General features: G+C 41.1%; 21 protein-coding genes. 15 read left to right on the forward strand and 6 right to left on the reverse strand.

Annotated elements, in window-relative coordinates; genetic code table 11:
- Positions 1–21: 21 nt before the first annotated feature.
- Genes L3068_RS23370 through L3068_RS23385 form a run of 4 tightly spaced genes read right to left on the reverse strand, consistent with a single transcriptional unit; the run spans position 22 to position 2,702 of the window.
- The gene (locus L3068_RS23370; protein WP_000815011.1) at positions 22–411 is read right to left on the reverse strand and encodes a hypothetical protein; all 390 of its coding nucleotides are present in this window, start codon (positions 409–411) and stop codon (positions 22–24) included.
- Complete coding sequence (locus L3068_RS23375) at positions 408–929, reverse strand: hypothetical protein (protein WP_000598517.1); 522 nt, start codon at positions 927–929, stop codon at positions 408–410. Before L3068_RS23375 ends, L3068_RS23370 begins: the two co-directional genes overlap by 4 nt.
- Entirely contained in the window at positions 922–1,758 is an 837-nt protein-coding gene (locus L3068_RS23380; RefSeq protein ID WP_000700976.1) for a hypothetical protein, read from the reverse strand. Before L3068_RS23380 ends, L3068_RS23375 begins: the two co-directional genes overlap by 8 nt.
- The gene (locus L3068_RS23385; protein ID WP_000718595.1) at positions 1,755–2,702 is read right to left on the reverse strand and encodes a metallophosphoesterase; all 948 of its coding nucleotides are present in this window, start codon (positions 2,700–2,702) and stop codon (positions 1,755–1,757) included. Before L3068_RS23385 ends, L3068_RS23380 begins: the two co-directional genes overlap by 4 nt.
- Positions 2,703–3,065: 363 nt before the next feature.
- On the opposite strand from L3068_RS23385, the gene parM reads away from it, so the two are divergent.
- Positions 3,066–4,103, forward strand: a complete 1,038-nt coding sequence (gene parM / locus L3068_RS23390) for a plasmid segregation protein ParM domain-containing protein (protein WP_000818954.1) — start codon at positions 3,066–3,068, stop codon at positions 4,101–4,103.
- Between the two features lie 11 nt (positions 4,104–4,114).
- A complete protein-coding gene (locus L3068_RS23395; protein ID WP_012695436.1) occupies positions 4,115–4,753 on the forward strand; it encodes a hypothetical protein in 639 nt (212 codons plus the stop codon).
- A gap of 56 nt (positions 4,754–4,809) precedes the next feature.
- Here the strand turns inward: L3068_RS23395 and L3068_RS23400 are convergent, their stop codons facing one another.
- A complete protein-coding gene (locus L3068_RS23400) occupies positions 4,810–5,778 on the reverse strand; it encodes an IS5-like element IS903B family transposase (RefSeq protein WP_072201439.1) in 969 nt (322 codons plus the stop codon).
- Between the two features lie 443 nt (positions 5,779–6,221).
- Here L3068_RS23400 and hdtA point away from each other — a divergent pair, with 443 nt between their 5' ends.
- From hdtA to trhN, 8 genes are all read left to right on the forward strand, one after another.
- Positions 6,222–6,674: a H transfer determinant A gene (gene hdtA, locus L3068_RS23405; RefSeq protein ID WP_000952689.1), complete on the forward strand. Its 453-nt coding sequence runs from the start codon at positions 6,222–6,224 to the stop codon at positions 6,672–6,674.
- Positions 6,664–7,089, forward strand: a complete 426-nt coding sequence (locus tag L3068_RS23410; RefSeq protein ID WP_000836981.1) for a hypothetical protein — start codon at positions 6,664–6,666, stop codon at positions 7,087–7,089. The genes hdtA and L3068_RS23410 overlap by 11 nt, the downstream gene beginning before the upstream one ends.
- 8 nt (positions 7,090–7,097) lie before the next feature.
- Complete coding sequence (locus L3068_RS23415; RefSeq protein ID WP_000235773.1) at positions 7,098–7,652, forward strand: plasmid transfer protein; 555 nt, start codon at positions 7,098–7,100, stop codon at positions 7,650–7,652.
- Positions 7,653–7,771: 119 nt separating this feature from the next.
- Entirely contained in the window at positions 7,772–12,076 is a 4,305-nt protein-coding gene (rsp, locus tag L3068_RS23420) for an IncHI-type conjugal transfer protein RSP (protein ID WP_214471018.1), read from the forward strand.
- A 277-nt stretch (positions 12,077–12,353) separates the two neighbouring features.
- Positions 12,354–12,866, forward strand: coding sequence for an IncHI-type conjugal transfer protein TrhF (gene trhF, locus L3068_RS23425; RefSeq protein ID WP_001286760.1), 513 nt, complete (start codon positions 12,354–12,356; stop codon positions 12,864–12,866).
- The gene (locus L3068_RS23430; RefSeq protein ID WP_001256132.1) at positions 12,853–14,364 is read left to right on the forward strand and encodes a TrbC family F-type conjugative pilus assembly protein; all 1,512 of its coding nucleotides are present in this window, start codon (positions 12,853–12,855) and stop codon (positions 14,362–14,364) included. The genes trhF and L3068_RS23430 overlap by 14 nt, the downstream gene beginning before the upstream one ends.
- A gap of 144 nt (positions 14,365–14,508) precedes the next feature.
- The gene (trhU, locus tag L3068_RS23435; protein WP_181231580.1) at positions 14,509–15,564 is read left to right on the forward strand and encodes an IncHI-type conjugal transfer protein TrhU; all 1,056 of its coding nucleotides are present in this window, start codon (positions 14,509–14,511) and stop codon (positions 15,562–15,564) included.
- Positions 15,565–15,582: 18 nt separating this feature from the next.
- Positions 15,583–18,771, forward strand: coding sequence for an IncHI-type conjugal transfer protein TrhN (gene trhN / locus L3068_RS23440; protein WP_000776701.1), 3,189 nt, complete (start codon positions 15,583–15,585; stop codon positions 18,769–18,771).
- Between the two features lie 28 nt (positions 18,772–18,799).
- On the opposite strand, the gene L3068_RS23445 is transcribed toward trhN, so the two are convergent.
- Positions 18,800–19,672 carry a hypothetical protein gene (locus L3068_RS23445; RefSeq protein ID WP_000771834.1) on the reverse strand — a complete coding sequence of 291 codons (873 nt, stop codon included), beginning with the start codon at positions 19,670–19,672 and terminating at the stop codon, positions 18,800–18,802.
- A gap of 179 nt (positions 19,673–19,851) precedes the next feature.
- Here L3068_RS23445 and trhI point away from each other — a divergent pair, with 179 nt between their 5' ends.
- From trhI to L3068_RS23470, 5 genes are all read left to right on the forward strand, one after another.
- A complete protein-coding gene (gene trhI / locus L3068_RS23450) occupies positions 19,852–21,636 on the forward strand; it encodes an IncHI-type conjugal transfer helicase TrhI (RefSeq protein ID WP_044704554.1) in 1,785 nt (594 codons plus the stop codon).
- 394 nt (positions 21,637–22,030) lie between these two features.
- Positions 22,031–22,903 carry a hypothetical protein gene (locus L3068_RS23455; RefSeq protein ID WP_000041927.1) on the forward strand — a complete coding sequence of 291 codons (873 nt, stop codon included), beginning with the start codon at positions 22,031–22,033 and terminating at the stop codon, positions 22,901–22,903.
- Positions 22,904–22,960: 57 nt separating this feature from the next.
- On the forward strand, positions 22,961–23,338 hold the full coding sequence (locus tag L3068_RS23460) for a hypothetical protein (protein ID WP_000120822.1): 378 nt from the start codon (positions 22,961–22,963) through the stop codon (positions 23,336–23,338).
- Positions 23,339–23,398: 60 nt separating this feature from the next.
- Positions 23,399–24,376, forward strand: a complete 978-nt coding sequence (locus L3068_RS23465) for a hypothetical protein (RefSeq protein WP_000810361.1) — start codon at positions 23,399–23,401, stop codon at positions 24,374–24,376.
- Between the two features lie 57 nt (positions 24,377–24,433).
- Positions 24,434–25,492: an ATP-binding protein gene (locus tag L3068_RS23470; protein ID WP_000063335.1), complete on the forward strand. Its 1,059-nt coding sequence runs from the start codon at positions 24,434–24,436 to the stop codon at positions 25,490–25,492.
- Positions 25,493–25,578 lie beyond the last annotated feature (86 nt).

Consider the following 25,578-nt stretch of genomic DNA (forward strand, 5'->3'; position numbering starts at 1 on the left):
TATTTTTAATTTCTTGTTATATTAATATGGGGTGTGCGCAGGTTCAGACATATAAGGTCTTAGTTCTATATGAACAGAAGCGCCATTCCCATCATTTACTACGTTTAAAGGTGCTTTTCCCGGCAATGACATAGTTGCAACGTCAGGTCCAGAAACAGCAAAATTATTTTCTGCTGAAGGCATTACTGTAAAAATCTTTATAGCAACATTTTCATGTCTAAATAATGAAATCCCAAAAGTAGAACCAGCTTCGGTATTGCTCACGTCCACAACCACAGGGGTTTTTCCTAGATATTCATTAGTTAGTATGTTTTTTACTAATGCCCCTTCCGGGACAGTATAGATACGGTATGGATATGCTAAAGCCGTGTGACAAAAACATATTAAAATAACAATTAATGTTTGTTTCATAGATTATCCTCATTCAAAAATAAAAGATATAACTCTTGAAAATCGTGGTTAGTAATTAGGTCCGCTTTTCCGGGAAAATCGTAACTAACAGAAAATAAAAGCGAAAGCGAATCTTTTCCTTTTGCTTTGGGAGAGATTCTGCTAAAAGCACGGTTAATAAACATAAGTTGATCTTCATTGTTGAAGCAAAGTCCAAGCATTCCAACCGTAGGAACTACGAATGTGCTTACGCTGCCTGGGGGCAAAAGTTGCTTACTACGGGCATTGTAAGCACAACGACTACCACCTAGCGTTAGGCCTGAAAGCTCAATAAAACTTCTGGTTCCATTCTTGGCGACAAGCCAAACATCAGTTCCTGAACTTTCGACACGTAAAGTAACTTTTCCGTCAGTAAAGGCCTCACTTTTATTGTATAGAATAGGGTCAAAACCAACTGTCGGGAGTTCTTCGATTTTACTTTCTACTGACTGACAACCAGTCAGTAATGCAAACAATAAAAGTGTGATAACTTTAATCATCCCGCTTCCTTAGATTGTTTTTGGCGCTCGTTATAAAAGATAATGATTCACCGGGGTAGAGAATTGTTTCTTTCGTCCAATAACCATAACCACCGAGGATATTTTTTCTTTTCTCAATATAAACGGGTTCAGAAAATACTAAATGTTGATATTTAGGAAGAGATAAGATTTCATATTTTCCTTGTCCAACTAAGAGGTAATTCTTCTCTTTAGGATTGATGGTTACTGGATTACCAACACTTTGAGGTATGTTAAGTTTTTTTATATTTAGGTCAGAATAGTCAGGAACGGACACTTGATCATTAGACGTATTTCCGGGAAGAGTAAACCCTTTACCCTGATCCGGTCCAAAGATGGCAATTATATCTTTGTTGTTTCTTGTGATCGAAACGATAGCCTGAAGGGGCGTATTAGCAAGGTCATTTATAAACGATATAGTTAGACTTGATTTTGGCTCGACCCAAACAATGCTTTTTCCGGATGTGCCTTCGCTTAATGCAATTTTTTCATTTAGTAAGATTTTATTTTTGGCAATGATATTATACTCAAGTTTTGGTATCACAATAAAAAGTGATTCTTTATTTGAAACATTCATGATTTCTAAGAAATTGGTTTTGGTCATGCTGGTCTTTAGAACAGGCCTATATTTACCATTTATAAACCACCTTCCGTTTATAAGCTCCGCTTTAGCAGATATAAGTGAATCACTTTTCTGTGCGGCAGAAGAAAAAGCATCTTTTCTATGCTCTTTCTCTTGATGTGGTGCAGCTGCTGCGTGAAGATGCAAAAGTAATGTTGAAATTGAGATAATCTTCCAATTTATCTTCATCTTGTTACCTCAATGTTGTTTTCAATCGAATCGAGTTCTAAAGGATAGGTTTTAAGTGAATAAAACTTGTTTGTTGTTTGTATTAGCTGATGACACAATAAAACTGGATTGTTCTTCATGATTATTTCTACTAATGTAAGTGCTGGTGAGTCAGTTTGCGGTATACCCGGAGCAACTATTACCTGGTCTTCTAATTTTGACATATAGAGTGATCCAGTATTTATATGCAAACAATTACCGATCAGTACTGGAAGATTGTTTTGAGTACGACCATGGGCTTTTCGAATGCTGTTTACAGGATTCCTACCTAGGACCATAAGGTTGACGTCATTTATCATCATTGGTATTACGGCATGGTCCATACCGAATAGAAACTGGCTCTGAAAAATATTCACATTGGCATAGTTGAATGCTTGAAGCGCATTATAAGTATCAGTGAATGATGTGCGGATAGGGGCGTAATCAGAAGGGCAAACCCCAATTTTTATATCGCCTTTTAGTAAAATCTGCATCATCGTACCAAGCTGGGTATTAAGAAGTTTTTTTACCTCTTCCTCTAAATAGTAACGATTCACAGCTTTATGCCACTTTCCGCCCATTACACACCATCTCTCATTGAGGTATGTGCTGGGGTAAAATGTTCTCCGGTCTTTGTTTAATGGTAACAATTTTTTTAACATTTCTTCTCCGGCTCCGGCAGCTGAGAAATGCCTCACAAAACGTCCATCGAAAAAGCCACTGTTTATCGCCTTCATCAATTCTATGGGTTCCGGCCCATAGTCAAACAAATTTCCAGTAGAGAAAATTACTATCTCTTCTTCTGGCTTTGTAACTGATTGGATCAAGTTGCACAGCGCAGAGTAATGTCCATGAGGATCTGCCAGAAAGAAAATCCTTCCGGAGAAGTTTGTAAGGTCTATAGTTTGGACGTGCTCAGCTGCCATAAATTCCTCTACGTATGTTTACATCGATGATACGGTATTTCGAACTATGATTTTTTTACAAAAAGGCGTCATTTTGGATTCTAAGCCTAAGGACCTTTGTTACTTACAGGTAAAGGCCCCAGTCCTGGCTCTCAAACAGTTCATACTTAGGATGCAAAGTAACTTTCTGATTATAATTGGCTCCTTTATAAACATGGTTAATACATGAATACAGGAAATTTAACGGTAAGGTATTTAAAATGGAAGGATGCTGAAATAACATAGACTTACGTATTTTTTTAATAGTGTTAATGTTGATAATAGGTCACCATTAATGTATAAAGTTAATATCTAATATGGTCCTATTAATAAAAGAGAGTTTTTATGGCTGAACTATTAAAATCTGAAAGTCCTGTTTCACCATCAGTGCAGGATATCACTGAAGCTTTAAAAATCGTTGTCGATGATGGAAGTAAAGCTGCAAAACTGGTTTGTCTTAATGAAAGAAACGAATTAGTTCCCTTGCTTACACAAAATAGTTTTGTTCCAGATTTCCGTGTTCGCCATGAGGGTCTCAATCCTTTTAACTATCTTATTGATGGGCTGGAAAGGTTTTCGCATCACAGCGAATCTAGTAACTCACTGGAATCGACTGATGTATCTCACCAATACGATGAAATTAGCCGGTTAAATGTTCACCATGCACTTCATGCTTCTGGTTTAGTTCCTCAGGATGTTCACCTCTTTGTTACTTTACCACTTAGCCAGTTCTATACTGCTTTAGGGGAAACGAATATTGAAAATATTCAGAGAAAAAAAGATAATCTGATGAAACCAGTAGAGCGTTATCTTGACGGTAAACGCTATTCTTTTAACGTTTTGTCTGTGACTGTTTTCCCTGAATCTTTACCAGCTGTGACCCGGGCAGATGAAATTGAGGATATTGCTTCATTTGAATCAAGTTTGGTAATTGATCTTGGTGGTACTACTCTTGATGTTGCAAGTATTACTGGGCAATTAGAACAGATTTCGAAAGTAAAAGGTTTTGACCGTATTGGTTGTTCTATTGTTTACGATGAGATCAGCAGGTATCTTGAATCTGAGAAACTGAATACGAGTAATGCTTACATTCATCATCTTGTTGATAATCGTCATGATAAATCAGCTTTGAAGGTTGCAGAGGACAAGCGTGACGGTGTTTTTGATGCGGTAAACTCTGCGGTACAGAAGTTGCAAAGTAAAGTAATCAGAGCGGTTACACAAGTCGAAGAGAGGCCTCATAATGTTTTCCTTGTTGGGGGAGGTTCATATCTCATCGAAACAGCTATTCGTAAACATTTTGAAACGGCTAAAGTTATCATGGTAGACAATCCGCAGTTCGCATTATCTTTGGCAATTGCTGATACTATTTATTCAGAATAATGAGCTAGAACATGGCTAAATACCCTATCTCAAATAAGGCAGATAACGACCGGATTCAGATCCGGTCTTTCTGGATATCCGAAAGAAAAGCACCCTATGTTTATAGTTTCTTGAAAAAAACAGAACTTTGTCATAGGGGTGACCAACTGGATTTAATTAGGTCGGCTATTAGTACCGGGTTGGTATTAAATAATTTATTTCCTGACTTGGCAAATTTTATAAATGGTTTAAACGAAAGATTAACACTTGCAGATCTTAATAGGTTTCTGAATGATGGAAATACTATAGATACTGAACCTAAGCCTCCTATTAATGTATTGCTAGAGAATGTCTTAGATCAAAAGTTTAAGGAGTATTTAACACCTCTACAATTAGATAATTCAAAGCAGGATTCTGTTTCTGTAAAAGAAACCTTCCTTGTACAAAAGGAACATGCCTGCTTTGGTGTGAAGATTGAAAATGAGGGAAGCGATACCTCTATACCATCTGAAAGCCCACTTTCTTCAGGTGCATCCAAAATTTCAAAAGAAAAGTCCATTTCCTCTGTGGTGCCAGTGCTAGAAAAAGTATCGGATGAAAATCAAACCGCCTCCATAAGCATAAAATCTAAAGCTAAGGCAAACAAGCGACTAGCGACTTTGGCAAGATAGGGCTTTGTTGAATAAATCAGATTTCGGGTAAGTCTCCCCCGTAGCGGGTTGTGTTTTCAGGCAATACGCACGCTTTCAGGCATACCTGCTTTCGTCATTTTGTTCAGCGCTCGTACCAGGGCCATAGCCTCCGCAACCTGACCATCGTAGTCACGCAGCGTCAGTGAACCCCCGAACAGCTGTTTTACCCGGTACATCGCCGTTTCCGCTATCGAGCGACGATTGTAATCTGTTGTCCATTTCCACCGCGCATTACTCCCGGTCATTCGCTGATTAGCCACTGCACGGTTACGGTCTGCATATTCACCGGGCCAGTAACCCGCACCTTTTCGGGGAGGGATAAGCGCGCTGATTTTCTTACGCCGCAGTTCATCGTGACATAGCCGGGTATCGTAAGCGCCATCGGCGGCGGCTGACCTGATTTTCCGGTGGGTTTGCCGGATTAACCCGGGGAAGGCCTCTGAGTCCGTAACGTTGTTCAGCGACAGGTCTGCACAGATGATTTCATGTGTGTTGCTGTCAACTGCCAGATGCAACTTTCGCCATATACGACGGCGTTCCTGGCCATGCTTTTTGACTTTCCACTCGCCTTCACCGAAGACCTTCAGCCCGGTGGAATCAATTACCAGGTGTGCGATTTCACCCCGGGTGGGCGTTTTGAAACTGACATTAACCGACTTTGCCCGCCTGCTGACACAGCTGTAATCCGGGCAGCGTAGCGGAACGTTCATCAGAGAAAAAATGGAATCAATAAAGCCCTGCGCAGCGCGCAGGGTCAGCCTGAATACGCGTTTAATGACCAGCACAGTCGTGATGGCAAGGTCAGAATAGCGCTGAGGTCTGCCTCGTGAAGAAGGTGTTGCTGACTCATACCAGGCCTGAATAGCTTCATCATCCAGCCAGAAAGTTATGGAGCCACGGTTGATGAGGGCTTTATTGTAGGTGGGCCAGTTGGTGATTTTGAACTTTTGCTTTGCCACGGAACGGTCTGCGTTGTCGGGAAGATGCGTGATCTGATCCTTCAACTCAGCAAAAGTTCGATTTATTCAACAAAGCCGCAAGATAGGTGAGAGACAGTACAATCGACTTCTGAGTTCAACTTGTCTTACCAGGAAAGCCAGCATACTTGCTGGCCTTTTTTTTGTTATAATAAACTCAGGCTTCAGCTGAATCTGTAAAATTACTGTTAATGAAACGGTATTTTAGGTTAATTTGGATGCTGTTACAGGAAGTGCGGATTTTTCCTAAATTTGTAAAAAACCTAAGAATTATCTTAATAAATCTGGTACTTAATTATTATTTTACGTAAAAAGTCTTTGTGGTTTAATGGTTATGTAAGGATTTTTTGATACCCTTATACCCGATGGACCTAAGGTCACTGACAACGATGTTCATGTAGAATCTTCGTTTCTGTAATCCCTTTTGTCCTTGTCCCAAATGATTGATTATTATAATAAAGGCTGATCGAATGCTATCTCGCAACTCACTAATACATGGTTTACGCCGAGACCAGTTAATCGGAGTTCTGACTATTTCAGAGTTTCCGGTAGTTATGGTAGAAAGCCACTTCATTCAGTCTGAGGTTATGGGAATAAAACCCGTAATTTTTAATATTGATGAGCTTCTTGTTTCTATATCCCCAATTTCCTCTCTTAAGTTCGATTGGGAGTGGGCCCCAGTTGATACAATACTCATTGAAGTTATCATTCCACCTGTAGAGTCAGACCTTGTAAGTGCAGAAAATGACTTCCTCCGTGATTCTGGTATTGGCCATATCCAGTGCGAGCCTGGCGGAGCATCAATACGACGTACAGTTACCTTCGTTGGTGGAATAACCGCTGATAACTTACTGTATCAGTTGAGGCTTATGTGCGTAAGCGCGTTAAAACTTTTAGGAGAGGAACTGGGGGATGAAGTCTAAGATTAGATATGTTTTATCTGGTTTTGTTGTGTTATGTGCATTTGCTGGAGTTTATAAAATCCTAAACAATGTTCCGGTTAAACCTGACCTTTTGGACTTCACTGGAAACACATTTAAAAAGACATCACTCTTCCTGCCATGTGATAAAAGCTCGCCTTCTTTAAACATTAAAATTGCTGATAACGAGAAAATCGTGATCAACGGCATCGCTTCAAAAGTAACTTTTGTTGAAAAGGCTGACCCCGTCAAAAGCCCTGGTTTTTGTGATGATCTTGATCTAAACAATTCTCGCCTTGTACATACGGCATCTTACAGCCTGGTGATTTCTGAAACCAAAACAGGATTTACACTATCAAATTTCAAGCATCTTGCCGATGATGAATCATTAGGCGGTATGTGGTTTTATCAAAAGTGACTTTTTATATGGCAACTTCAGACTTCGCTCTTAAAAACCATAATGTTAAAGCATTTGGTCAGGATGCAGCCCTTGTCATTGAGATGAACAATGAAGATGTTAGCTCATCAAAACCTTCACCTTTTTCAAATGAGATTGATAATTATTATCTTACATTGCACGTCGCTCCAAGGAACGCAAAAAAAGATTATGACTGGGGCTCAAACCGTTCTGTACTTCTAAAATTGTCGACGAATGAAGTTATGCAGATGGCATCTGTATTTCTTAGAATCATGCATACTTTAAAGATTGATAAGAGGAAAACCTCACATCATGGCCACGTCGTATACAAAAATATAAGCGTTACCCCAAACGAGAGGGGCGGTTTGTTGTTATCCGCAGGGATAGTTCCAGTCGATAAAGATGGCTTAAAACCCTTCATGCACATGGTCCCCGTCTCACAAATGGATTGCGTTAAAATTGGCCTCTACATACTTGGATATCTTGCTCAAAAAACGCCCTGGGTAAGCTCCGAGTCTATAATTACCGCGCTTCGCTTATCTGAAGCCAAGAATTCAAAATAGCGCATTAACATACGGAATATACGGAAAAATACAGGTTTTTTTAAATGTTATACGAACGGATATTTCTGTTTTTCATCGTAAAGTGAGTTTAATTTTGCTCAGAAAAACAGGTATTCGTCATGAGAAAATCAGGTTTAGGTTTAGCCCTGTTGTTTTCTTTAATTGCTCCGATTAAAGCGGTCTATGCTGAAGCGATTATGATTTCAGGAAAGCTACAGGCTGATTTGCCAGCCGTATCCTTTGACCCGGGGCCGGGCGACTTTGTTGCATACGTTAATTCTAACACTATCACTGCCTCAGGTGCAGGCACAGCCTGTAATGTAACGGTTGATGATCGAGCGACTTCCTCTGTTGATAACCTCGTTTGTTTTTTTGAGTGGTTACCCAATACCTTGGGATTAACTTCTAACGGCTTCACTCTTTCAGGCGTTCCCAACACCACCGGTGATTTAAAACTACCTTACAAGATTTCTTACTTCTCTGGTTCTGAACGGAAAAAAGTTGAAATAGTAAAAGGTGAATATTCAATCAAAAGTGTGGCACCGGTAAAACCAACTATCACCGGTCTTAAATCATCCCTGAACGGATTAGTCTATGACGGCTTTTCTTTCAAATCGTATTTAAAGGATGAAGCGATCAAAGATATCGCTGTTTCTGTTGAACCCCGCAATTATATTCAATACATCTCAATAGGTTCAGGCTCCGCCTGTGAAGTACCTATTGGCGGAACTTCCTGTACCATTGAAGTTGGAAGCATTAAGGCCAGTGATACAGATGAACTTTTGGGTTCACGTGATATCACAATTACAGCAAACTCTAAGAATAATTATTTCGCACCTCCTGAATCCAAAAAGCTTGTTGTTAACTGGGATTATCGGCCTCCTGTAGTAGACCATACACTTTGGAATTTTACCGATGAGGCTAAAACAATCAAAGTAGGTGGCCAGGACATCTATACCGGAGCCAAAACCGTTGCTGTGGCCGTTAAGGTACCCCAGCAAGAAACAGAAGGTGAATGGTGGCTCCCAACAGCTATGTCGCTCACTATGACTCCGGATGGCGTGTTTAAGCCGACGACTAAAGTGACTTTAGATGATGGCACTGAGATTGATTTCAAACAGTCCTGGGCAACCCCTTTACGTAGAACTTTACAGCCGGTAAGTGGACCTCAAAAAGTCGGTGATGAGTACCTCTATATCTTTGACTTAACGGATCTTATAAACGGGTCCTACGCAGCGACTTTTACAGTAGAAAATACGAGCAAAAACTCTTCTACGTACACTGAGCCTGAAAGCAAACTGATGCTGTCTGATAACCCAACGCTTATGGTTCTCAAAGATGGGCAGGTATTAACTAAACGAGCACCCGTATACTTCCTGAACGAGATTATCGTTGCAGCTTTCCAGGGGCAGGCTGGGGTTGCTGACATAAAATCAGTAACAATAGACAACAAAGTAGTTTCGTTAACACCTACAAATTATAAAGGTATTTACTACCTGCCGGTTGGAGACGATTTAGCAGTTAATTCGGATCACGAGATTACTGTGGTGGCTGAAAACCTTTATGGAAAAAACGTAAATTTCAGTACCGTGTTCACTTATCAACCTACTGGATTCACTCTTAAGAATCTGGAAAAAAACGTAACTCTTTACTCGCGCGTACGTCAGTATACGGACCTGCTTAGTCAAACAGCTGGTGATAAATGCACTCTGTTTACCACAGAGGAAAATGCGAATGCTTACCTCGCCTGGTATGGGGAAAAATCAGATGTTACAGCATGCTACCCTCAGTGGAACAATGTCCCTGATGGGTTGGAGTTCTATTTTAAAGGACGTACCCCGGGTCTAACTGGATTCTTTAATAAAACAGGTGAGAATCTGCTCGACTATCAAGTCTATATGATTAACGGGAAGGGCTCTAAAGCGGTTTCCGCAAGGAATCGCCGTACTCTGACCACACAATTACCATACAACCCGATCATCTCTTACAAAAAGAATAAAGTCATAGCAGGCATCAATCCGAACACTGCTCTGGCTTATACGACCGGGGGGGAGGCCGCTCGAATATTAGCGAAGGTGGTACCAGCTGACGTTACGATGATCGTCTCTCAAAACGGCTCTGAGGCTGTCAAAACGTCATTTAAAAATCGTTCCTCAAACAACGATGCAACGACCTTTGTACAAAGGGTCAAGGTTGCTGCTGCACCATTGTGGACAAAGAACGTCTTTGACATAGCTGTAGAATACTCAAAGGATCCAGAATTAAGAACTACAGACACCCTCAACGTATATACGGTGCCTGATTTCAATATTCGAGCATCGATGGAAGTGGATGACAAAAAAACAGCCACATCTCTTGAAGTGCCCTTAAAGGTAACAGTGGGGCGTTATAACAACTCCACACGTAAAAGTGCATTTGACCGTAAAACAATGGGAGAATGGGACGTCACGATATACTCTCAAAAAAGTGTATACGGCAAAGATCCAGAAACAGGCCGTTATAAAACTACATACGAAAGAACTGCGCTGACTGAAGCATTGCCGGTCAATGATGCGGGCATTGTCGAAACCAAGATTAAAATTGAAAATATGGATCTGGGTAATATGCGTCTGGTTGGTGTGGCTAAGGTCAGATCGCCATTCTCTGATTTTGAAATGAAACGTGAGACCAGTGCTGTAGGCATTCGAATCTATAAAGGTGAGGAACTGGAGGGTAACCTGTCGAAAAGCCTTATTATCGGAAGGATCCCACTTAGTACTCTGGTAAGCTTCAAATCTGCCAGTACGGCTAACTCTGATGCACTCGCCCCCACCGAATGGCAGCAGTCCTCTGATAATGGTCAAACCTGGACCATGCTTTCCGACATGACCGGAAAGAGAAGTGTAAGTATCAAAAAGACAGAAGTAGGAAAGTGGCTTTATAGGGCAAAAATGACTAATAAATTCACATCCAAGATTTCCTACACAGATGCCTTAACGGTAGTTACCTACAAGCAGCCTAAGCTCAGTATAGATGTTACAGACATTCTTCAGGGCTCAGATATACCTGTAACCCTGCTTGATAACGATGAACCTATACCAGCAGGCACCGCTGAGGTTCTCTGGTCAGAGGATAAAGTCAACTGGGTGCAGGGAGATACAACTTACACTGTGGCTTCAGCTGATACCCTACCGTCTACGATTTATGCCCGGATGCGTTACCTTGATTCCGATGAACTGGCAGAGGAGTCTTCATGGAAGGAAACGTCTGCTCGGTTGGCAGCCGCAAAACCCAAGCGCCTTTCTGTCTCGGTAACGGGGGTTTCAAAGGTAGAGGTTGGTCAAAAAGTTACTTTGGAAGGTAAGTTCACGAACCCTAACAGTAAGTACCAGAATGGTAATAACGTAGTTGAAGAATGGAAAACACCGGATGGCCAGACATTTAAGGGCTCTTCACTGTCTGTTACCCTTACTGAGCAAATGTTGGATAAACAGGGATATGCTGCTTTTGAATACAGTGCATGGTTAGCGGACAATAAGGAGAATACGGTTTCTACCCGTAGAGTTTCTGTCAAATCGTGGGTTTATAAATTTCCCGAGATGAAAATAAGCTCCAAACTTAAATACGACATGGCACCGACCACCCTACGCGTTGCGTTGAGCGGTATTAAGGATGGAGACTATCCTGGTGTTACTTATTCCCGTGAATGGATCTACGACAAAGAGAATCTGGTAATCACTAAAGATGAAGGTGACACCAAAGAATTTACAATTGAAAATCCTGGCAAATATACATTGATGGTTGTTTTCAAAGATAACCGAAACAATGAACAGCGTATCGAAAATACCTTTGTTGTCGATGAACAAACGCCAATGAACGTTGAGATGACACCCAAGTTCTCTAAAAAATATATGAGAGCTCCACTCGATGTAACCTTAAGGTCAAACATCAAGCTATCTCATTCGGCGGACTCGATAGATACGGTCACATACAAGGTGAACGGTGAAGTAATACCCAGCGGCAAAAATTATTGGGCTCAACTGATCTCGGGTTTAAAAGAAAAGAAATACGAGATTACAATTGATGTTGTTAGTAAACTTGGACAGAGAGGTTCAGCATCTGTTGAGTTTGATGTCGTTAAAAACGCAGTGCCTAATTGTACATTGAGCTACACGGAAACCAACCTAAGCTGGAGCTTTACCAATAAATGTGATGATACTGATGGAAAAATGGTTAGATATGAATGGTTCATCAACGGCGAATTAAGGAACGTTTTCGGTAGTACGGCTACACTTTCTAAAAACCTTAACCGTGGTAAGCAGGACATAAAAGTAATTGCTTATGATGATAGTGGAGACTTTGCAACACAGCACGTGACAGTTTTCGGACCGGCTGAAGAGGCAAGTAAGTCTGAAAACACTGTATCAATACCAAGCAGTGAGTAGTTAATTTTTAAATATAAAGCCGGGACATTATGTCCCGGCTTTTTTATACCCAATAATTGGACCTTTGAAAAATTAATGTCGGAAAGTAACTTTGCTCCAAAGGCATCTTTCATGGCCGCTAACAAAGCTGCGTATACATGCTGAGGAATTAACATTCTTATAGGTGAATATTAGGTTGGTTTGCAGACTTCCGAGCGTTGAAAAACATGGATAATAATTACTTGGATAGAGGTGCATCTGCCTAGTAAAAATATTCTTCAGTGCCAGTGAGAAAAATATGAGCGACTACATACCTAAAAAGAGAGGGCTGCTTATACTGGATTGGTATGTCCCCCTTAATATTTTATTGCTGATTCTCGTTATGTGTGTCTTTTTCACCCGTTATACATTTGGATACGGTTTATTGAATGGGTGCCTGCCTGCTGATTTTTATATGATTGATCATTCGGATAAAAGTATTAAAACTGGTGAACTCATAGCATTTAACATGCCGAAATCGGTACGTTTTATCCCAGAAAATGAACGAGTCATAAAAATTGTTGCCGGTGTGGGCGGTGACAAACTTAAAGTAACAATGGATGGGGTTTATAACGGGGACAAATTTTTTGAAGCTAATGCACGTCGTATTTCGAAGAAATACAATATTCCGTCCATTTTGATTGAAAAAGAATTGATAATTCCTGAAGGCGAAGTTTTCCTAATTGGGCAAACCGATCACTCATGGGATTCCCGTTTTTGGGGAACAGTAAAGCTGAATTCAGTAATTGGGAAAACATATGCGATCTTTTAATGTAAATAAAAAATATTTACCAATACTTCCTGGACTTGCGTTATGTGCAGTTTTAAGTAATACAAATGCAAGCACTGAGTATCAACATGATGCTGACCTAATCGCTCAGCAAGCAAAAGGGCTTGGGGCACAGGCTAAAGGTGCACAGCAGCCAGATGGGGCTCTTAGCCTTGATGCTACGCTAAAATCACCAGATGTGCAGAAGTACATAGCGCAAGCTGAAGCACTCCAAAAAAACCAGGACCTGAGCAAGCAAATAAACCGTGGTTACGTCCCCGGTATGAATGCGGATAGTGTTCAAGCAGTTATAGACCATACCCAGGCTATCAGGGCCCAAAGTAATAACTCTGAAGCTGTCAACGATATAATTAGAAGACGTGATGAAATTCAAGAAAACGCCAGCCTTAATGAAGCGGCTCTGAAAGCTGTGGAAAATAAGCCGGAAGTCATGCGAGGACAATCTAAAAATATCGAAAAATTGTTTGGTTCCTCGGGCATCACAGCTGCTGACTTCGAAAGAAAAATGGATAGCACACGTGAAGAAGCACTATCAACTGAAAATGGAATAACGATCTTTGCTTCATTTAGCTTGCCGGATTATGTACTGGAAGACCTTCTACGTACGGCCTCAGAGCATAAAGCTCGTGTAGTTTTCAATGGTCTAAAGAAAGGAACTACTCGGCTACCAGAGACACAGGCAGCAATAAACCAAATGATTGTCAAAGGAAAATTTGAATCTCCTTTGATTACAATTGATCCTGATAGCTTCAGTCAGTATCAAGTAACTCAAGTACCGACAATTATTTCTAGGGAGCAAGCTCGTTTTGCAAAAATGGTAGGCTCCTTCAACGTTGAGTTTTTTCAGCGAGAACTTGCTAAAAAACCCGATCAGGATATTTTCCCGGTTGCTGGTACCACTTATCCCGTTGAAGAAAAGAGCATCATTAAAGAACTGGAAGAACGTGCACAAAAATATGACTGGGAAGGTGCAAAAAAAAGGGCCGTTTCTGACACATGGAAAAATCAATGGATGGTCGACCTCCCTCCTGCCCAGGAACACAAAGAATTTTTAATTGACCCTACAGTGAGGGTCACTCAGGACGTAAAAGATAAGCAGGGCCGTGTAATAGCTTCCGCCGGTGAGTTGATTAATCCACTTTCGAGATTTCCTCAAAACCTGACGATGATAATTTTCGATCCACTCAATCCGGGCCAGCTGGTATGGGCTGAGCAGCAGTATCGACAACGTCTGGGTAGTGGAAAAGTAATGCCAATGTTTACCCGTATCCAAAAAGATAATGGATGGGATCACCTAAATGATTTACGTGAAAAATTTAACGGTAAGGTGTTTAAAGTTAACGAACAGATCATCTCACGCTTTCAGATTAAAAACACACCTGCGCTTATAACTACTGACCAAGATAAATTCCGGATCACCCTGTTTAGCGAGGCAGAAGTCCGTGGTATCGGAGCCCCAAATCTTTCAGAGGAAAAATAAGATGAAACTCGGATTTATTATAGGCGCTCTCTTTGCAACATGGCTGACGCTAAATTATCCGGACCAGATGAGAAGTTATTTTACCAAAGCCGTCGACTATATCGAAAGTGTTGCAACATTTATTACATCCAAGTGAGCATGATGGTGAAAAAATTCAAAAAGTTACTTTTAGAGTTCATTGTAGCAGTTATGCTTTCGCTTTCTATACCGGGTATGGCTATGGCAGCAGATGCTGGAGTCCCTGGGGCTATGTGTCAGTCAGCTGGAGTGTGGCAGGGCTTGATTAAGAATATCTGTTGGAGCTGCATTTTTCCCATGAGGATAATGGGCATAGGGGCAGCTCCAGAAGGCGCTGCTCCTTCACGTCCGGGTTGCTACTGCACAGATCAGAACGGCGTACCGGAAATAGGTTGGCAATTGAGCTTCTTTCAGCCGGTGAAGATTGTAGAAGTTGTAAAGAGCCCCTGGTGCAGCCCCTTTCTTGAAGGCACGATGCTTCAAAAATCGCAGTTTGATATTGGTAAAAGCAACACAAATCAGCCAATGACAGCAACTGAAGCCGGATTTTACGATGTTCATCTTTGGGAGTTCCCAATCATGACAATGCTCAAATTACTGATTATTGGCGAGTGCACTGCTGAACCCTATATAGATGCCAGCCTGACCTATATAAGCGAAGTGGACCCTATGTGGGAAAGTGATCTGCTTACACTCGTCCTGAATCCAGAGGCAGTAGTTTTTGCAAACCCAATTGCCTCAATGGTGTGCGCTGCTGACTGTGTAGCAGTAACAGCAGGAAAGGATAATCTCGCTGCATACTTTTGTGCCGGATGCGATGGCAACCTTTATCCATTAACCGGCCACATTTACGCAAATGATGACGCTGTAAGGACGAGTTCACTGATAACCCAGCGTCTTCTGACTAAACTACATCGCCAGGGAATGCTGATGCGAACGATGGGAGCAGACGCAATGTGTGAGAAAACGTGGGAATACTTTACACCTCGTTCCCAGTATCGGCTTTCAATGCTTTTCCCAACTCCTGAGGCGAAAGGGCCGGATTGCTGTCATCGTCTTGGTGATTCGGTACATGACTGGTCAACCCTTAAAGGTGGGCGCAAAAAAATAGGCAATGATAATTATGTCTATATGTTGTGGCGTTACAATGACTGTTGCGTCAGATATATACCAGGCGCTTGATTTCTAAGGGTAAAAATAATGAAACTTAGAAAAACGATAGCTTCAACTATTATTGCATCAATGATTGCCAATACTATGAGTTGGGCTTTTTATATCTCTCTCATAAATATGGTAATGACTCCTCGTATTTATGCGGCAGACGCTATATTTGACCAGCTCGAAAGTAACTTTAATCTTGCTAATCCTAACGCAAATCGCAATGCGACAACCAGTGCTCAGGACATTGTTGAGAAGTACAAGAATGCGGATTCAGGCGAGAATGTCAGTGGGAAGATCACCGAGAAATACGTGGGTAAAGCCGAATCCGCTAATCTTAATCTCGGAAAGTATGGGGCAGGGAACTCAAATGAAAGTGTCATGAAAAATGCCGCATCCGATGGAAAGTCCATTGGTAGCGCCGTACAACTGCCGAGTATGTCTGGAGGGACAATCAATTCAAACTATACCAAGGAAGGGGCAAAGCTGCTCTCTCGGGATGCTAATGGCAACATTGGTATAAGCAGTAATCCCAATACTACTCCTGGAACCAAAACAAATACCGGAGAGATTTTCAGCTCAGAGCAAAAGCACAGCGATATTAAGTTCAATGCCGCAGATCGTTATGGGGATGAGGATGGCTTTGTAAACGATATAAAGAATCGGAAAAGCCAGTTATTTGATGCTCAAAGTTATGATGGCGTTGCCTACCGCACCCTCGTAAATGCTAACAAGGACAACCCGGCATCATCTATAAAGCCTAACGATCCCATGTTTACTGCGGGGAGAAATGAGATAACAAATGCTGTTGCTGGTACTGGAAACTGGCTTCAGAACTGTAATGTTGAGACCTCTAAAAAAACAGTAACCACACACTATCCTGATTACAAAGAGTTCTACTGTAACTCGCCTAAGCAAGATAACTTCAGCAGCTGCACGATAACCCGTGATTTTTCAGTCCCTGTTTACATTTCAGGCGGAAACGGAGACATGTCGATGTGCGGCGATAATTGTGTGCGTATATGGTTTGGTCGCCGTGATGACAACTACTGGAGTGACGGGGTATATGATAACGAACTGACATTAAAATTCCATCCGGATGCAAAATTGGCCTCAGCAAAGATTGTTAACGCGGAGTGGGATGACCACATGCGGGTAACACTTGATGGCACGCAGATTTTTGCTCACATAGATGGTGCATATCGAGAAAGTGACTATCCGGCTCCTAAGGGATCTTGGGAGTTAAAAAAATCGTGGAAACTCGACAAGGTTTACGATGTGACTGATAAGGTCAGAAAATCGGTGTATGAGGAGCCTGATCGAGAAGTGACAATGGCATCCAGAGTATGGGTTGGTGGGAAGGGTGAAGGGTATTTTGAGGTTGAGCTGACTTTTGAAAATATGAAGCTCGAAGATAAGCACGTCCAGGAACCAGCTGGTTGTTACGATGCTGTACAAGCTCCGAATACATTCTGCCGTTTCGATCGGTTTAAAGATATGGATGTTGGCACAAAACGGCTTCCGGAAAGCGTGCTTTCATTGGCAAAGCCTCTGTATGAAGGTGATAAAGGATTTCTTACCTGGAAGACAAACCTTGAAGGCTACTTTTGTGATCCATTGGCCAAAGACAAAATTTGCTCTTATGACGCTAGTGGAAAAATTATGAAAGACGCTAATGGAAAGGACCTCTGTTACAACTATGAAGAAATAAAGAGTATGCCTGATGCATGTAGTGCTTATAAAAATGATGCAGCATGTGTACTCGATAAACAAACATGTGCAGAGGGTTGGTTCGATGAGGGCACTAACAGTTGCTACATGTATGAACAGAAATACACCTGTGACAGAGGGAAGGATGTAGTTCGGGAGGTTGAATCTTCTACAAATGCCTGTGTTGGCATGATCCCATGTTCAGGTGGAACATGCGAAACTGGGCCAAAGGAAGAGAACAACGATTTTGGAAAAGTTGCGGCTTATTCAAACATGGTTCAGTACATGCAGGGCGAAGCCAAATGCGAAGACCCTAACGATGCCAATTCATGTTCCGTCTTTGAAGGAAAACCTGAATGGTGTGGTCGTTCAGTAGGCTTTGTAAATGGCCTGGCAAAGACGGACTGCTGCGAAGCACCACAGGGAACCGCAGGAGCACTTGAAGGTATCATGCTTGCCGGATCTATGATCAGAAACACAAACTGGACCAGAGTTAATGCTCAGCTAATAAAATGGACCGGCGGTGATACAGGTACATGGGCTTCTATGTCTAATGCGGTCGGAGAGTGGACTGCATCAGCTGGTAAAACAGTAGGGCAAATGTGGAACAACGTCACGAGCTCCTTAACGAGCGTATATGAAAACGTCGCTGGTAATCTAAGCAGGGCAGTTGGGTCTTCCGCAACTTCTGGAGGGGCAGGAGGTGCTGGCCAGTTGGCACAGGAAACAATGTCCAGCTTCGGTATAGGTCAGCTTAAGCAGATGGCAATGAAGAAAGCCTACGAATTGCTACCAGATACAGTTCGTGACTTTGTCTTTAAGAACGTTGCTACTACCGGAGGAGAGGTTGTCTTCTCGGCTGCGGTTCAAAACTTTATGCTTGCATTAAACGTGATCGGTTGGATTTATACAGCCTATCAGGTCACTAAAATGCTTTTAGAAATGTTGGTAGCATGCGACCAGAAAGAGATGGAAGCTTCTATTCATAAGAATCAAAAATCCTGTTTTACATTAGATACGGAACGATGCGTCAAATATCTGAATGTTGGTTTCACAAAGAAATGCGTTAAAAAAGCAACAGACATGTGCTGTTATAATTCCATGTTGTCACGCGTTATTATGCAACAAGCTTATCCGCAATTAGGAATAGACCCTGTCGCCTCTAATTGCGTGGGGCTATCAATAAAGCAAATACAGCAACTGGATTTCGATAAAATTGATCTGACGGAGTGGATTAATGATGCAGTTCAGGTAGGAGAAGTTCCTGATCAATATTCAAAATTCTCCGAAGAATCAATTGTGGAAAACTTACCATTCCAGAATGAGAACTATCAACTTCCATCAGAACGTACCAAGGAAGCAATGGGCGGTGAAGAAAATATGATAAAGGCCAGACAAGAAAATGCTCAGGCTATAAAAGAGGAAAATGTAGATTGTAGCTATTTACCTCGACCGGCCATATGTGAGGTAGGTTCAACTACGCTGGATCCGGTTACGGGCAAGCAGTTGCCGAAATATTGAAGAAGGGGCCGTTAGGCCCCTTTTTTAATTACTTGGCTTTCAATGTTTTTTCTGGGAAGCCTTTTTTACCGTATTCACCGGTAAAGAGGTAATAATCTTTTCCGTTGATGGAGGCTGCAACACCCCCTGGAGTTGTTGTATTTGGGCTATCAGAACGGAAAATGATACCCGAAAAATCAGCGCTTGTTTCGTTTCCTTTAAATGGGATGAACACATAACGAATTACAGCGTAATCACCAGCGGGAAGGTTTAGCTCAGGAATTTCGGTTCCTGTTGCGGGGCGAATCGCCTGAAAGCTGTACATTGAATCTGTAGGGAAAACATCAGCATCAGGCTTAGAGGGCAGATCACAGGTACTCCATTTATTGACGACTGCCATATCAATTTTACATGTGGCCAGAGCTGCTTTCTGTTTTTCAGGGTTGTATCCAAATGAGGCCTGAGTTGCTTTTGTATGCTCAAAAACATACTTAGCTCCCTCACGTACCAAACTTTCATCATTGTAAGGCAATTTTTTTGGATTGGGGACGAACACTAGGTATTGATTGACCTGGATGTATTCGGCGTCAGAAGAACTGTACAAAGAGCTGAGGCTCATGATCCCAAAACCTTTTAGACCGCCTGTTACGTAGCCCATCGAACTATTGATGAGATACTTAGAAAGAAAGTTGTCGGCATCCCCTCCAGGAGTAACCTCTTGCTCCTTAAAATTAACGTCGAAACCAGCAAACGAATAGGCATTCTTGGCGACAGAATCATTTGCATTAGCATGCCAGTACTGGCCGTGACTGTACGCATTCAGAGCGGTGCCTGGCGTAGTGCCGGTGTCACCGGCACAACCCGATAGGGAAAAACCAATGACGACAGAAGAGACCAGAGATACTAAACGTAAAAGTTTCATTTAAAGCCCTTTTTGTAATGTCTTTTGGAGATGGAACCATTATTCCATAGTCACGCGTTTCACAAACAACCTGATTGCATAAAAAAGGAAAAAAAGTGATTTCCAGTAGAACCAGCAGTACACAAGAAAAGCGCTTTTATAAAAATGTATAATTATTAAAACGAAGTAATGAGGTTGAAATGGGTAAGCCAACAGAAGAGCAAAGACCTGTTATCGAGAATGCTAGCGCAAACAATATGGTGATAGCAGCGCCTGGATCAGGCAAATCGTTCACCATGATAGAAGCGGTTATATCGATTCTCAAAAAGTATCCATATGCAAGAATCGGGATGGTGACCTTTACTCGCGCTGCAACAAACGCACTTGCAGCAAAGTTACAAAAGCGATTGAGCAAGAAGGATCTTGACCGGGTGCTGGTGGATACTTTTCACGGACTCGTTAAGAAGCAACTGGACATGATTCGCTGGCCGGGAAAGATGTTGATAGGGCCAGCACAGAGATCTGTCATTCACCGGGCTTTGAAAGAATCCGGTGTAACGATGAAGTTTGCTGAAGCTGAATTCGTTATTGATGCTATCGGCAGAGAAATGGATACGGATGTGATTTCAGTTCGGCATAACAGACAACAGATCCATTTGTTTAATACCTATCAGGCGTTATGCCAGAAAGACCATGTGGCGGACCTCAATGCTCTTTCAAAATTTGTTGTCGGTCAAATGCATTCGGGAAAAATGCGCACGTTAGATTTGACACATTTGATAGTAGACGAAGTTCAGGATACTGACTCTATACAATTCTCATGGATAGCATTGCATACAAGAGCTGGAGTCTATACGAGTATAGTTGGAGACGATGATCAGGCCATCTACTCCTTCAGATCCTCAGGAGGAGTCAAAATATTTCAACAGTTTGAAAAACACTTCAGACCTAACATATTTTACTTAAACACATGCTTTAGGTGTGAACCTGAAATTTTAGAGGTGGCCGGAGCACTGATAGGAAAGAATGTTTACCGTTATGCCAAAGAGTTACGCTCGGCAAAAAAGGGAGGGGGAAAGGTCACTTTTCGTTCATATGTAGATATGGAGGAACAGATACAGGGTATTTTAAGCCTTATAAATCAGGATCCACATGGATGGGCAATTCTAAGCCGCAATAATGCTCACTTGGATGAGCTAGAAAGTTTGATCGAACAGCCAGTAATTCGTTACGGAGGTAAATCATTCTGGGATGAAAAAGAAACAAGCGATGTGTTAAGCCTTATGGCCTTTTTCCGACAATCAAATGATCCTCGCTTAATGAAGAGAGTATTGGCATTGTTTGGAGAACAGGAATCAGTTTTGGATGAAGTGGCATTGAGTATGAGAGGAAGAAAAGTTACTTTTGGCGACCTTGCCATCCCGGAGGACAGTTCTCTCGAAACAAAAACATTACATTCAAACTTCGTGCGCTTTACCCAGGAAAGTTCTGATAAAGTTGAGATAGCAAAACGTTTCGCCAACCTTACGAAATGGATGGAATCGTCGTCAATCAAGATGAGGAGTAATAAAGGTACAGCAACCTTAACAAAAATTGCTTTAGACACTTGTAAACAGTGGGCAGAAAAGACTGGTTGGATGAATATGATAAATCGTGCTGCTGCAATGTCATTAGGCCCTAGGAAGAAGGACGAGGAATACAGCCCAGAGAAAGTAGTCCTATCAACCTTGCATGGTTCAAAGGGTCTTGAGTGGAATAAAGTAATAATAATGAGTTGTAATGCGGATCAGATACCAAGTAAAAGATCAGTTGGGGAGGAGGCAATAGAAGAAGAAAGACGTTTGCTTTATGTTGGATTTACGCGTGCAGAAAAGCAACTTTTTGTAATGTGGTATGGTGATCCTTCTTTCTTTTTAAGAGAATGCAGTGAAGAAAAGATGAAAGAAGCAGCTAATATTCGAATTTCTCCACTTTATACAGAATAATTCGATATGGGCATTTACTTATGCTTAAAGCTATAGTATAAAAACAATGAGCTTAAATATCAGCTCCCAAATTTGAGTAACTTTGCTTAAAGTTACTTTCGCGTTAAGCGTTGATTTAGCCGTGAAAAGCGGCCAGCTTAAACAAGCTGTAAGACACCACCGGCAAAATGTCACCTTTGTCGCTGGTGCACTTCCCATGCCTGCAAAAGGCAATCTGAATTTACCAAACCGTAACTAATTTAGCTCCTCCTGGGGCTATTTTTGTTGCGTACTTCTAATGCCAGATAGTATAAATCAGGCGGTTCATAGCTTACGGGAGATGAATGACAGGCTTTGCCTTCGTGTTGAAACAAAAATTTGTTTCTTCCTTCTTACTATATATAGGTGACCCCAAATGTCTAAAAATAAAGCTCGCAGTAAAGCCCTTCATCAAACCTTTAGTGAAATTATTCCAGAGATGGATAAGGCGCTAAACAAACAGCTCTTAGAAGTTCTGATGAAATATACAGAACGTGATAATGAACTGATTGTTATTTTGAATGAGGACGGCCCAAATATCATTGAACTTAAGTCTCTTAAGCCTGTGTCTTTGTTGGCCGAAAAGCTTTCTGCTTATTCAAGCTATTATCATGTGGATGTTGTGGAGCTCGTGGTCAAGAAAATTGATTTCGAAGGAGCTTATAAGCTTCTTAAAGCTTCCCCAGATGTACCACTTTTTAAAAGCTTAACTGAACTGGATAAATATCTTGTTGAGGAGTTTGAAAAATACGGATTAAATTCATTTCTTGACGTGGATAATCTGGATTACTCACTTGAAAAAGCCAGTGAACTCAAAAATGAGCAGTTAATAAATTGGGTTTCGGACATCATTTGCAAACGTGAAAAATTAACTTTACGTAAGCGTTTTGATGTCGCAGTAAAGGCCCACTACGAAAATGTAGAAAAAATGTATGATACCATTCGTCCGTTAATGAAAAAACTGGGTTTCCCAGAAGATCTCATGACGCACACCTTTAGTGAGTTAAGCGTTTTTGAAACTAAAGGATGGGACCATGCAATAAAATCGAAAATTGAGACTCTCGCTAAGCGTGAAACTCAATATTTAGATGATGCGGCTAAAGCAGAGAATCGACGTCTTGTAACAGAGAAGTTGGAGAACTCTTTAGCGATTGCACCAACTAAACCAACAAGAAATTGGTTACATATTGCCGGAATTGCCTGTTTGGTAGTCTGCACGTTCATGTATGTAACTAATAAATTTATTTAATCCTGTTAAGGGGGAACCCTAACGGGGCTTCTCTTTGAACAAATCGAGGAGCGGAAAATGTCATATCTTGAATATATCAATGAAGTAAAAGTGTCCGGGATAGTTATCAGTGCTGTGGAGAAAAAAATGACTGACCAGAGTATAGGTTTGTTAATAAAGCTCAAAAATAGGATGAAGACAGAAGTTGATGGTGAAATCACTGAGAGAGAATTTTCAGTTCAAATCAAGGTGTCGCCTGAAATGTATTCAACCTGTTTCACTGGTATAAATCAGGGTGATGAGTTGATGGTCTCCGGTTATATTGTTGTCGATACTATTATGATTGAAGGGAGAGAACATCCTCTTGACTACATGAGAGTGGTAGCAACAAGTAAGTTGGCTCACATACCTAAACCTCTAAAAGGTTTTGGACAAAGTAGCTTTAATCAGATCTGACATTAAACCCACCCTAAAGGGGAGAAATCCCTTCATGGGATTTCTCCTTTTGGAGTCCCCATGAAACAAAAATTTAGGGCTACTGCAATAAGTAGTAATCAACTTAGTTTTTTTTCTATATTCGATATAGATGAAGATGAAATAACGCAAATAGTTGATTCACCCAAAGAGCATTTAAATGATGCATACACGTCCGGATTAAACTTTAAATCAGATGAAAGTAACATTTCTGAGATAAATTATGATTCTGAAAGGCGTGAAAATCACCTTTATGAAAAATCCAAATTACTTAAAAATCAGATTTTGCATACAATTAATTTTGCAGCAGAAACAGATTATCTATATTCGGTTGAAGAATATAACCCAGATTTGGGTGGTCTGGTAATAGAATGGACCCCTGAGGATGTGTATGTTGTTTTTCTATCCGCTATGGAAGAGTCTTTGGAAATCATTAAAGAACTAGTGTTGAGGAGAAAGTTATTCTTCAAAGATGACAATGGTAATATCACAGTGAATCCACTTTTAGAAGCTGAAACACGGTGGTATATGTCAAAATCATTTGAATACACTTGTTTATCTCATGGACTTGATGCATGTGAATTTAGAGCGGAATTAAAATCATGGCTCTATTATCATTCGCATCGTTCGATTAGTGAAAACACGAAATTAGCTGAATGCAGGAATGATGATGAAATCATTTTGCATGATTGCAATGACGATATGGGCTGGGACATCTTCTTTGATCAGGATTATTTAATGTCAGAAAAAAAACTGGCTGTTAAATGGACTGACAGGGAAATTATGGATGTTTACATAAAAGCTTTTAAATCCACATTAGAGTTGTTTGACGAGCTTGTTTCATGTGATCTGTTAACTAAACGAAACGCTTTTGGCAAGTTAGAAATAAATCCAATATTCGAAAATCATTTTGAATGGATCATGTCTGAAGCTTTTGAAATAGTGGGAAATCATCTTGGTTATAATGTGCCTCAAATCAGGAAACTGATGGCAACTATTTGCCAAATGAATCTCAAATAAAATGCCACTGGCAAACATCTGCCAGAGGGCGGTGTTTGCATTTTACCGGAGTTAAAAATGTCTAATGCCGCTATGAAGTTAAATGAAACATCTTCTGATGCTTATGAAAAATTAGAAGCTCTTCTTTCCCCGGATGTTATAAAGTTAAAACATTATGTGGATAAAGGTGAGTATCTTTTAGTTCTAGCAAAGGACCTTTTTGGTATTCCAGAAATGGATCCAAAGATGGCTGTGCCTGTTTTCAAAACTAAAACCTCGTATCGAGCTCCGCTGAACAAAGACTACATACCAAATCCCCGAATACTTGAACAAGTGGTTAAACTGCTTATCAGTCCGGATATAGATTTAAGTGTGTGTCTTAAAGGTGAGTCCGGTTCTGGCAAGACTGAAATGGTAATGTACATTAGCCACATGATGAATTGGCCGCTGACAATTAAGCAGATCAACAGCAATATTCGAGTTGATGAGCTTGAAGGTGAGCGCAGTCTTAATGGTGGTAATACAGGTTTTGTACACAGCGATTTGGTAACGGGATTTCGTAATGGTCACCTCATTCTTCTGGATGAAGTGGACAAAATCGATCCTGATACGGCAGCAAAACTTCACATGCCCATTGAACGTAAGCCCTGGTCACTCAGTGCTAATGGTGGTGAGGTTATAACTGCTAATGGCTACACGCGATTTATTGGTACTGCAAACACAAACATGAGTGGAGGCGCTCGCCGGTTCGTTTCTTCTCAACGTCAAGATGCAGCTTTTATAAAGCGGTTCTTGATAGTTGAAATGGAGAAGCCCGACAAAGTTGCTTTAACCAATGTGCTTACTAAACGATATAGCTCTTTGCCTTTTCAGGTCATTGAGAAGTTCGTAAGAGTAGCGATTGCAGTAAATGACTCTGGTACAGAAGACAGTGTGATGGATATTCGTCAATTAGTAGCTTGGGTTGGCACGTCGATGACGTTAAAAACCTTTAGTCTTCTTGACACTTTCAAAATAGCTTTTGCTTCTGCTTTACCTTTACATGTGGTCGATCTTGTTCTTCAAGCTATAGATCTTTCTCTTGGCGAAGACAAGGATAAATCGCTGGAGTATTTCACAGCAAAAAAGTCGAGTTAGATGGGATTTGTTATGAAACCTCTGATATTTGTATCTCAGAGTTATCCCATCTTGAATTTAGTGCGTTTTTAAGTACGGATGGTGCT

The sequence above is a fragment of the Enterobacter cloacae complex sp. ECL414 genome, from assembly GCF_021869685.1.
Lineage (GTDB): Bacteria > Pseudomonadota > Gammaproteobacteria > Enterobacterales > Enterobacteriaceae > Enterobacter > Enterobacter kobei.

Bases quoted from the DNA above. Each gene is read 5' to 3' on its own strand.
- L3068_RS23370 (WP_000815011.1), bottom strand. From the start codon at position 411: ATGAAACAAACATTAATTGTTATTTTAATATGTTTTTGTCACACGGCT.
- L3068_RS23375 (WP_000598517.1), bottom strand. From the start codon at position 929: ATGATTAAAGTTATCACACTTTTATTGTTTGCATTACTGACTGGTTGT.
- L3068_RS23380 (WP_000700976.1), bottom strand. From the start codon at position 1,758: ATGAAGATAAATTGGAAGATTATCTCAATTTCAACATTACTTTTGCAT.
- L3068_RS23385 (WP_000718595.1), bottom strand. From the start codon at position 2,702: ATGGCAGCTGAGCACGTCCAAACTATAGACCTTACAAACTTCTCCGGA.
- parM (WP_000818954.1), top strand. From the start codon at position 3,066: ATGGCTGAACTATTAAAATCTGAAAGTCCTGTTTCACCATCAGTGCAG.
- L3068_RS23395 (WP_012695436.1), top strand. From the start codon at position 4,115: ATGGCTAAATACCCTATCTCAAATAAGGCAGATAACGACCGGATTCAG.
- hdtA (WP_000952689.1), top strand. From the start codon at position 6,222: ATGCTATCTCGCAACTCACTAATACATGGTTTACGCCGAGACCAGTTA.
- L3068_RS23410 (WP_000836981.1), top strand. From the start codon at position 6,664: ATGAAGTCTAAGATTAGATATGTTTTATCTGGTTTTGTTGTGTTATGT.
- L3068_RS23415 (WP_000235773.1), top strand. From the start codon at position 7,098: ATGGCAACTTCAGACTTCGCTCTTAAAAACCATAATGTTAAAGCATTT.
- rsp (WP_214471018.1), top strand. From the start codon at position 7,772: ATGAGAAAATCAGGTTTAGGTTTAGCCCTGTTGTTTTCTTTAATTGCT.
- trhF (WP_001286760.1), top strand. From the start codon at position 12,354: ATGAGCGACTACATACCTAAAAAGAGAGGGCTGCTTATACTGGATTGG.
- L3068_RS23430 (WP_001256132.1), top strand. From the start codon at position 12,853: ATGCGATCTTTTAATGTAAATAAAAAATATTTACCAATACTTCCTGGA.
- trhN (WP_000776701.1), top strand. From the start codon at position 15,583: ATGAAACTTAGAAAAACGATAGCTTCAACTATTATTGCATCAATGATT.
- L3068_RS23445 (WP_000771834.1), bottom strand. From the start codon at position 19,672: ATGAAACTTTTACGTTTAGTATCTCTGGTCTCTTCTGTCGTCATTGGT.
- trhI (WP_044704554.1), top strand. From the start codon at position 19,852: ATGGGTAAGCCAACAGAAGAGCAAAGACCTGTTATCGAGAATGCTAGC.
- L3068_RS23455 (WP_000041927.1), top strand. From the start codon at position 22,031: ATGTCTAAAAATAAAGCTCGCAGTAAAGCCCTTCATCAAACCTTTAGT.
- L3068_RS23460 (WP_000120822.1), top strand. From the start codon at position 22,961: ATGTCATATCTTGAATATATCAATGAAGTAAAAGTGTCCGGGATAGTT.
- L3068_RS23465 (WP_000810361.1), top strand. From the start codon at position 23,399: ATGAAACAAAAATTTAGGGCTACTGCAATAAGTAGTAATCAACTTAGT.
- L3068_RS23470 (WP_000063335.1), top strand. From the start codon at position 24,434: ATGTCTAATGCCGCTATGAAGTTAAATGAAACATCTTCTGATGCTTAT.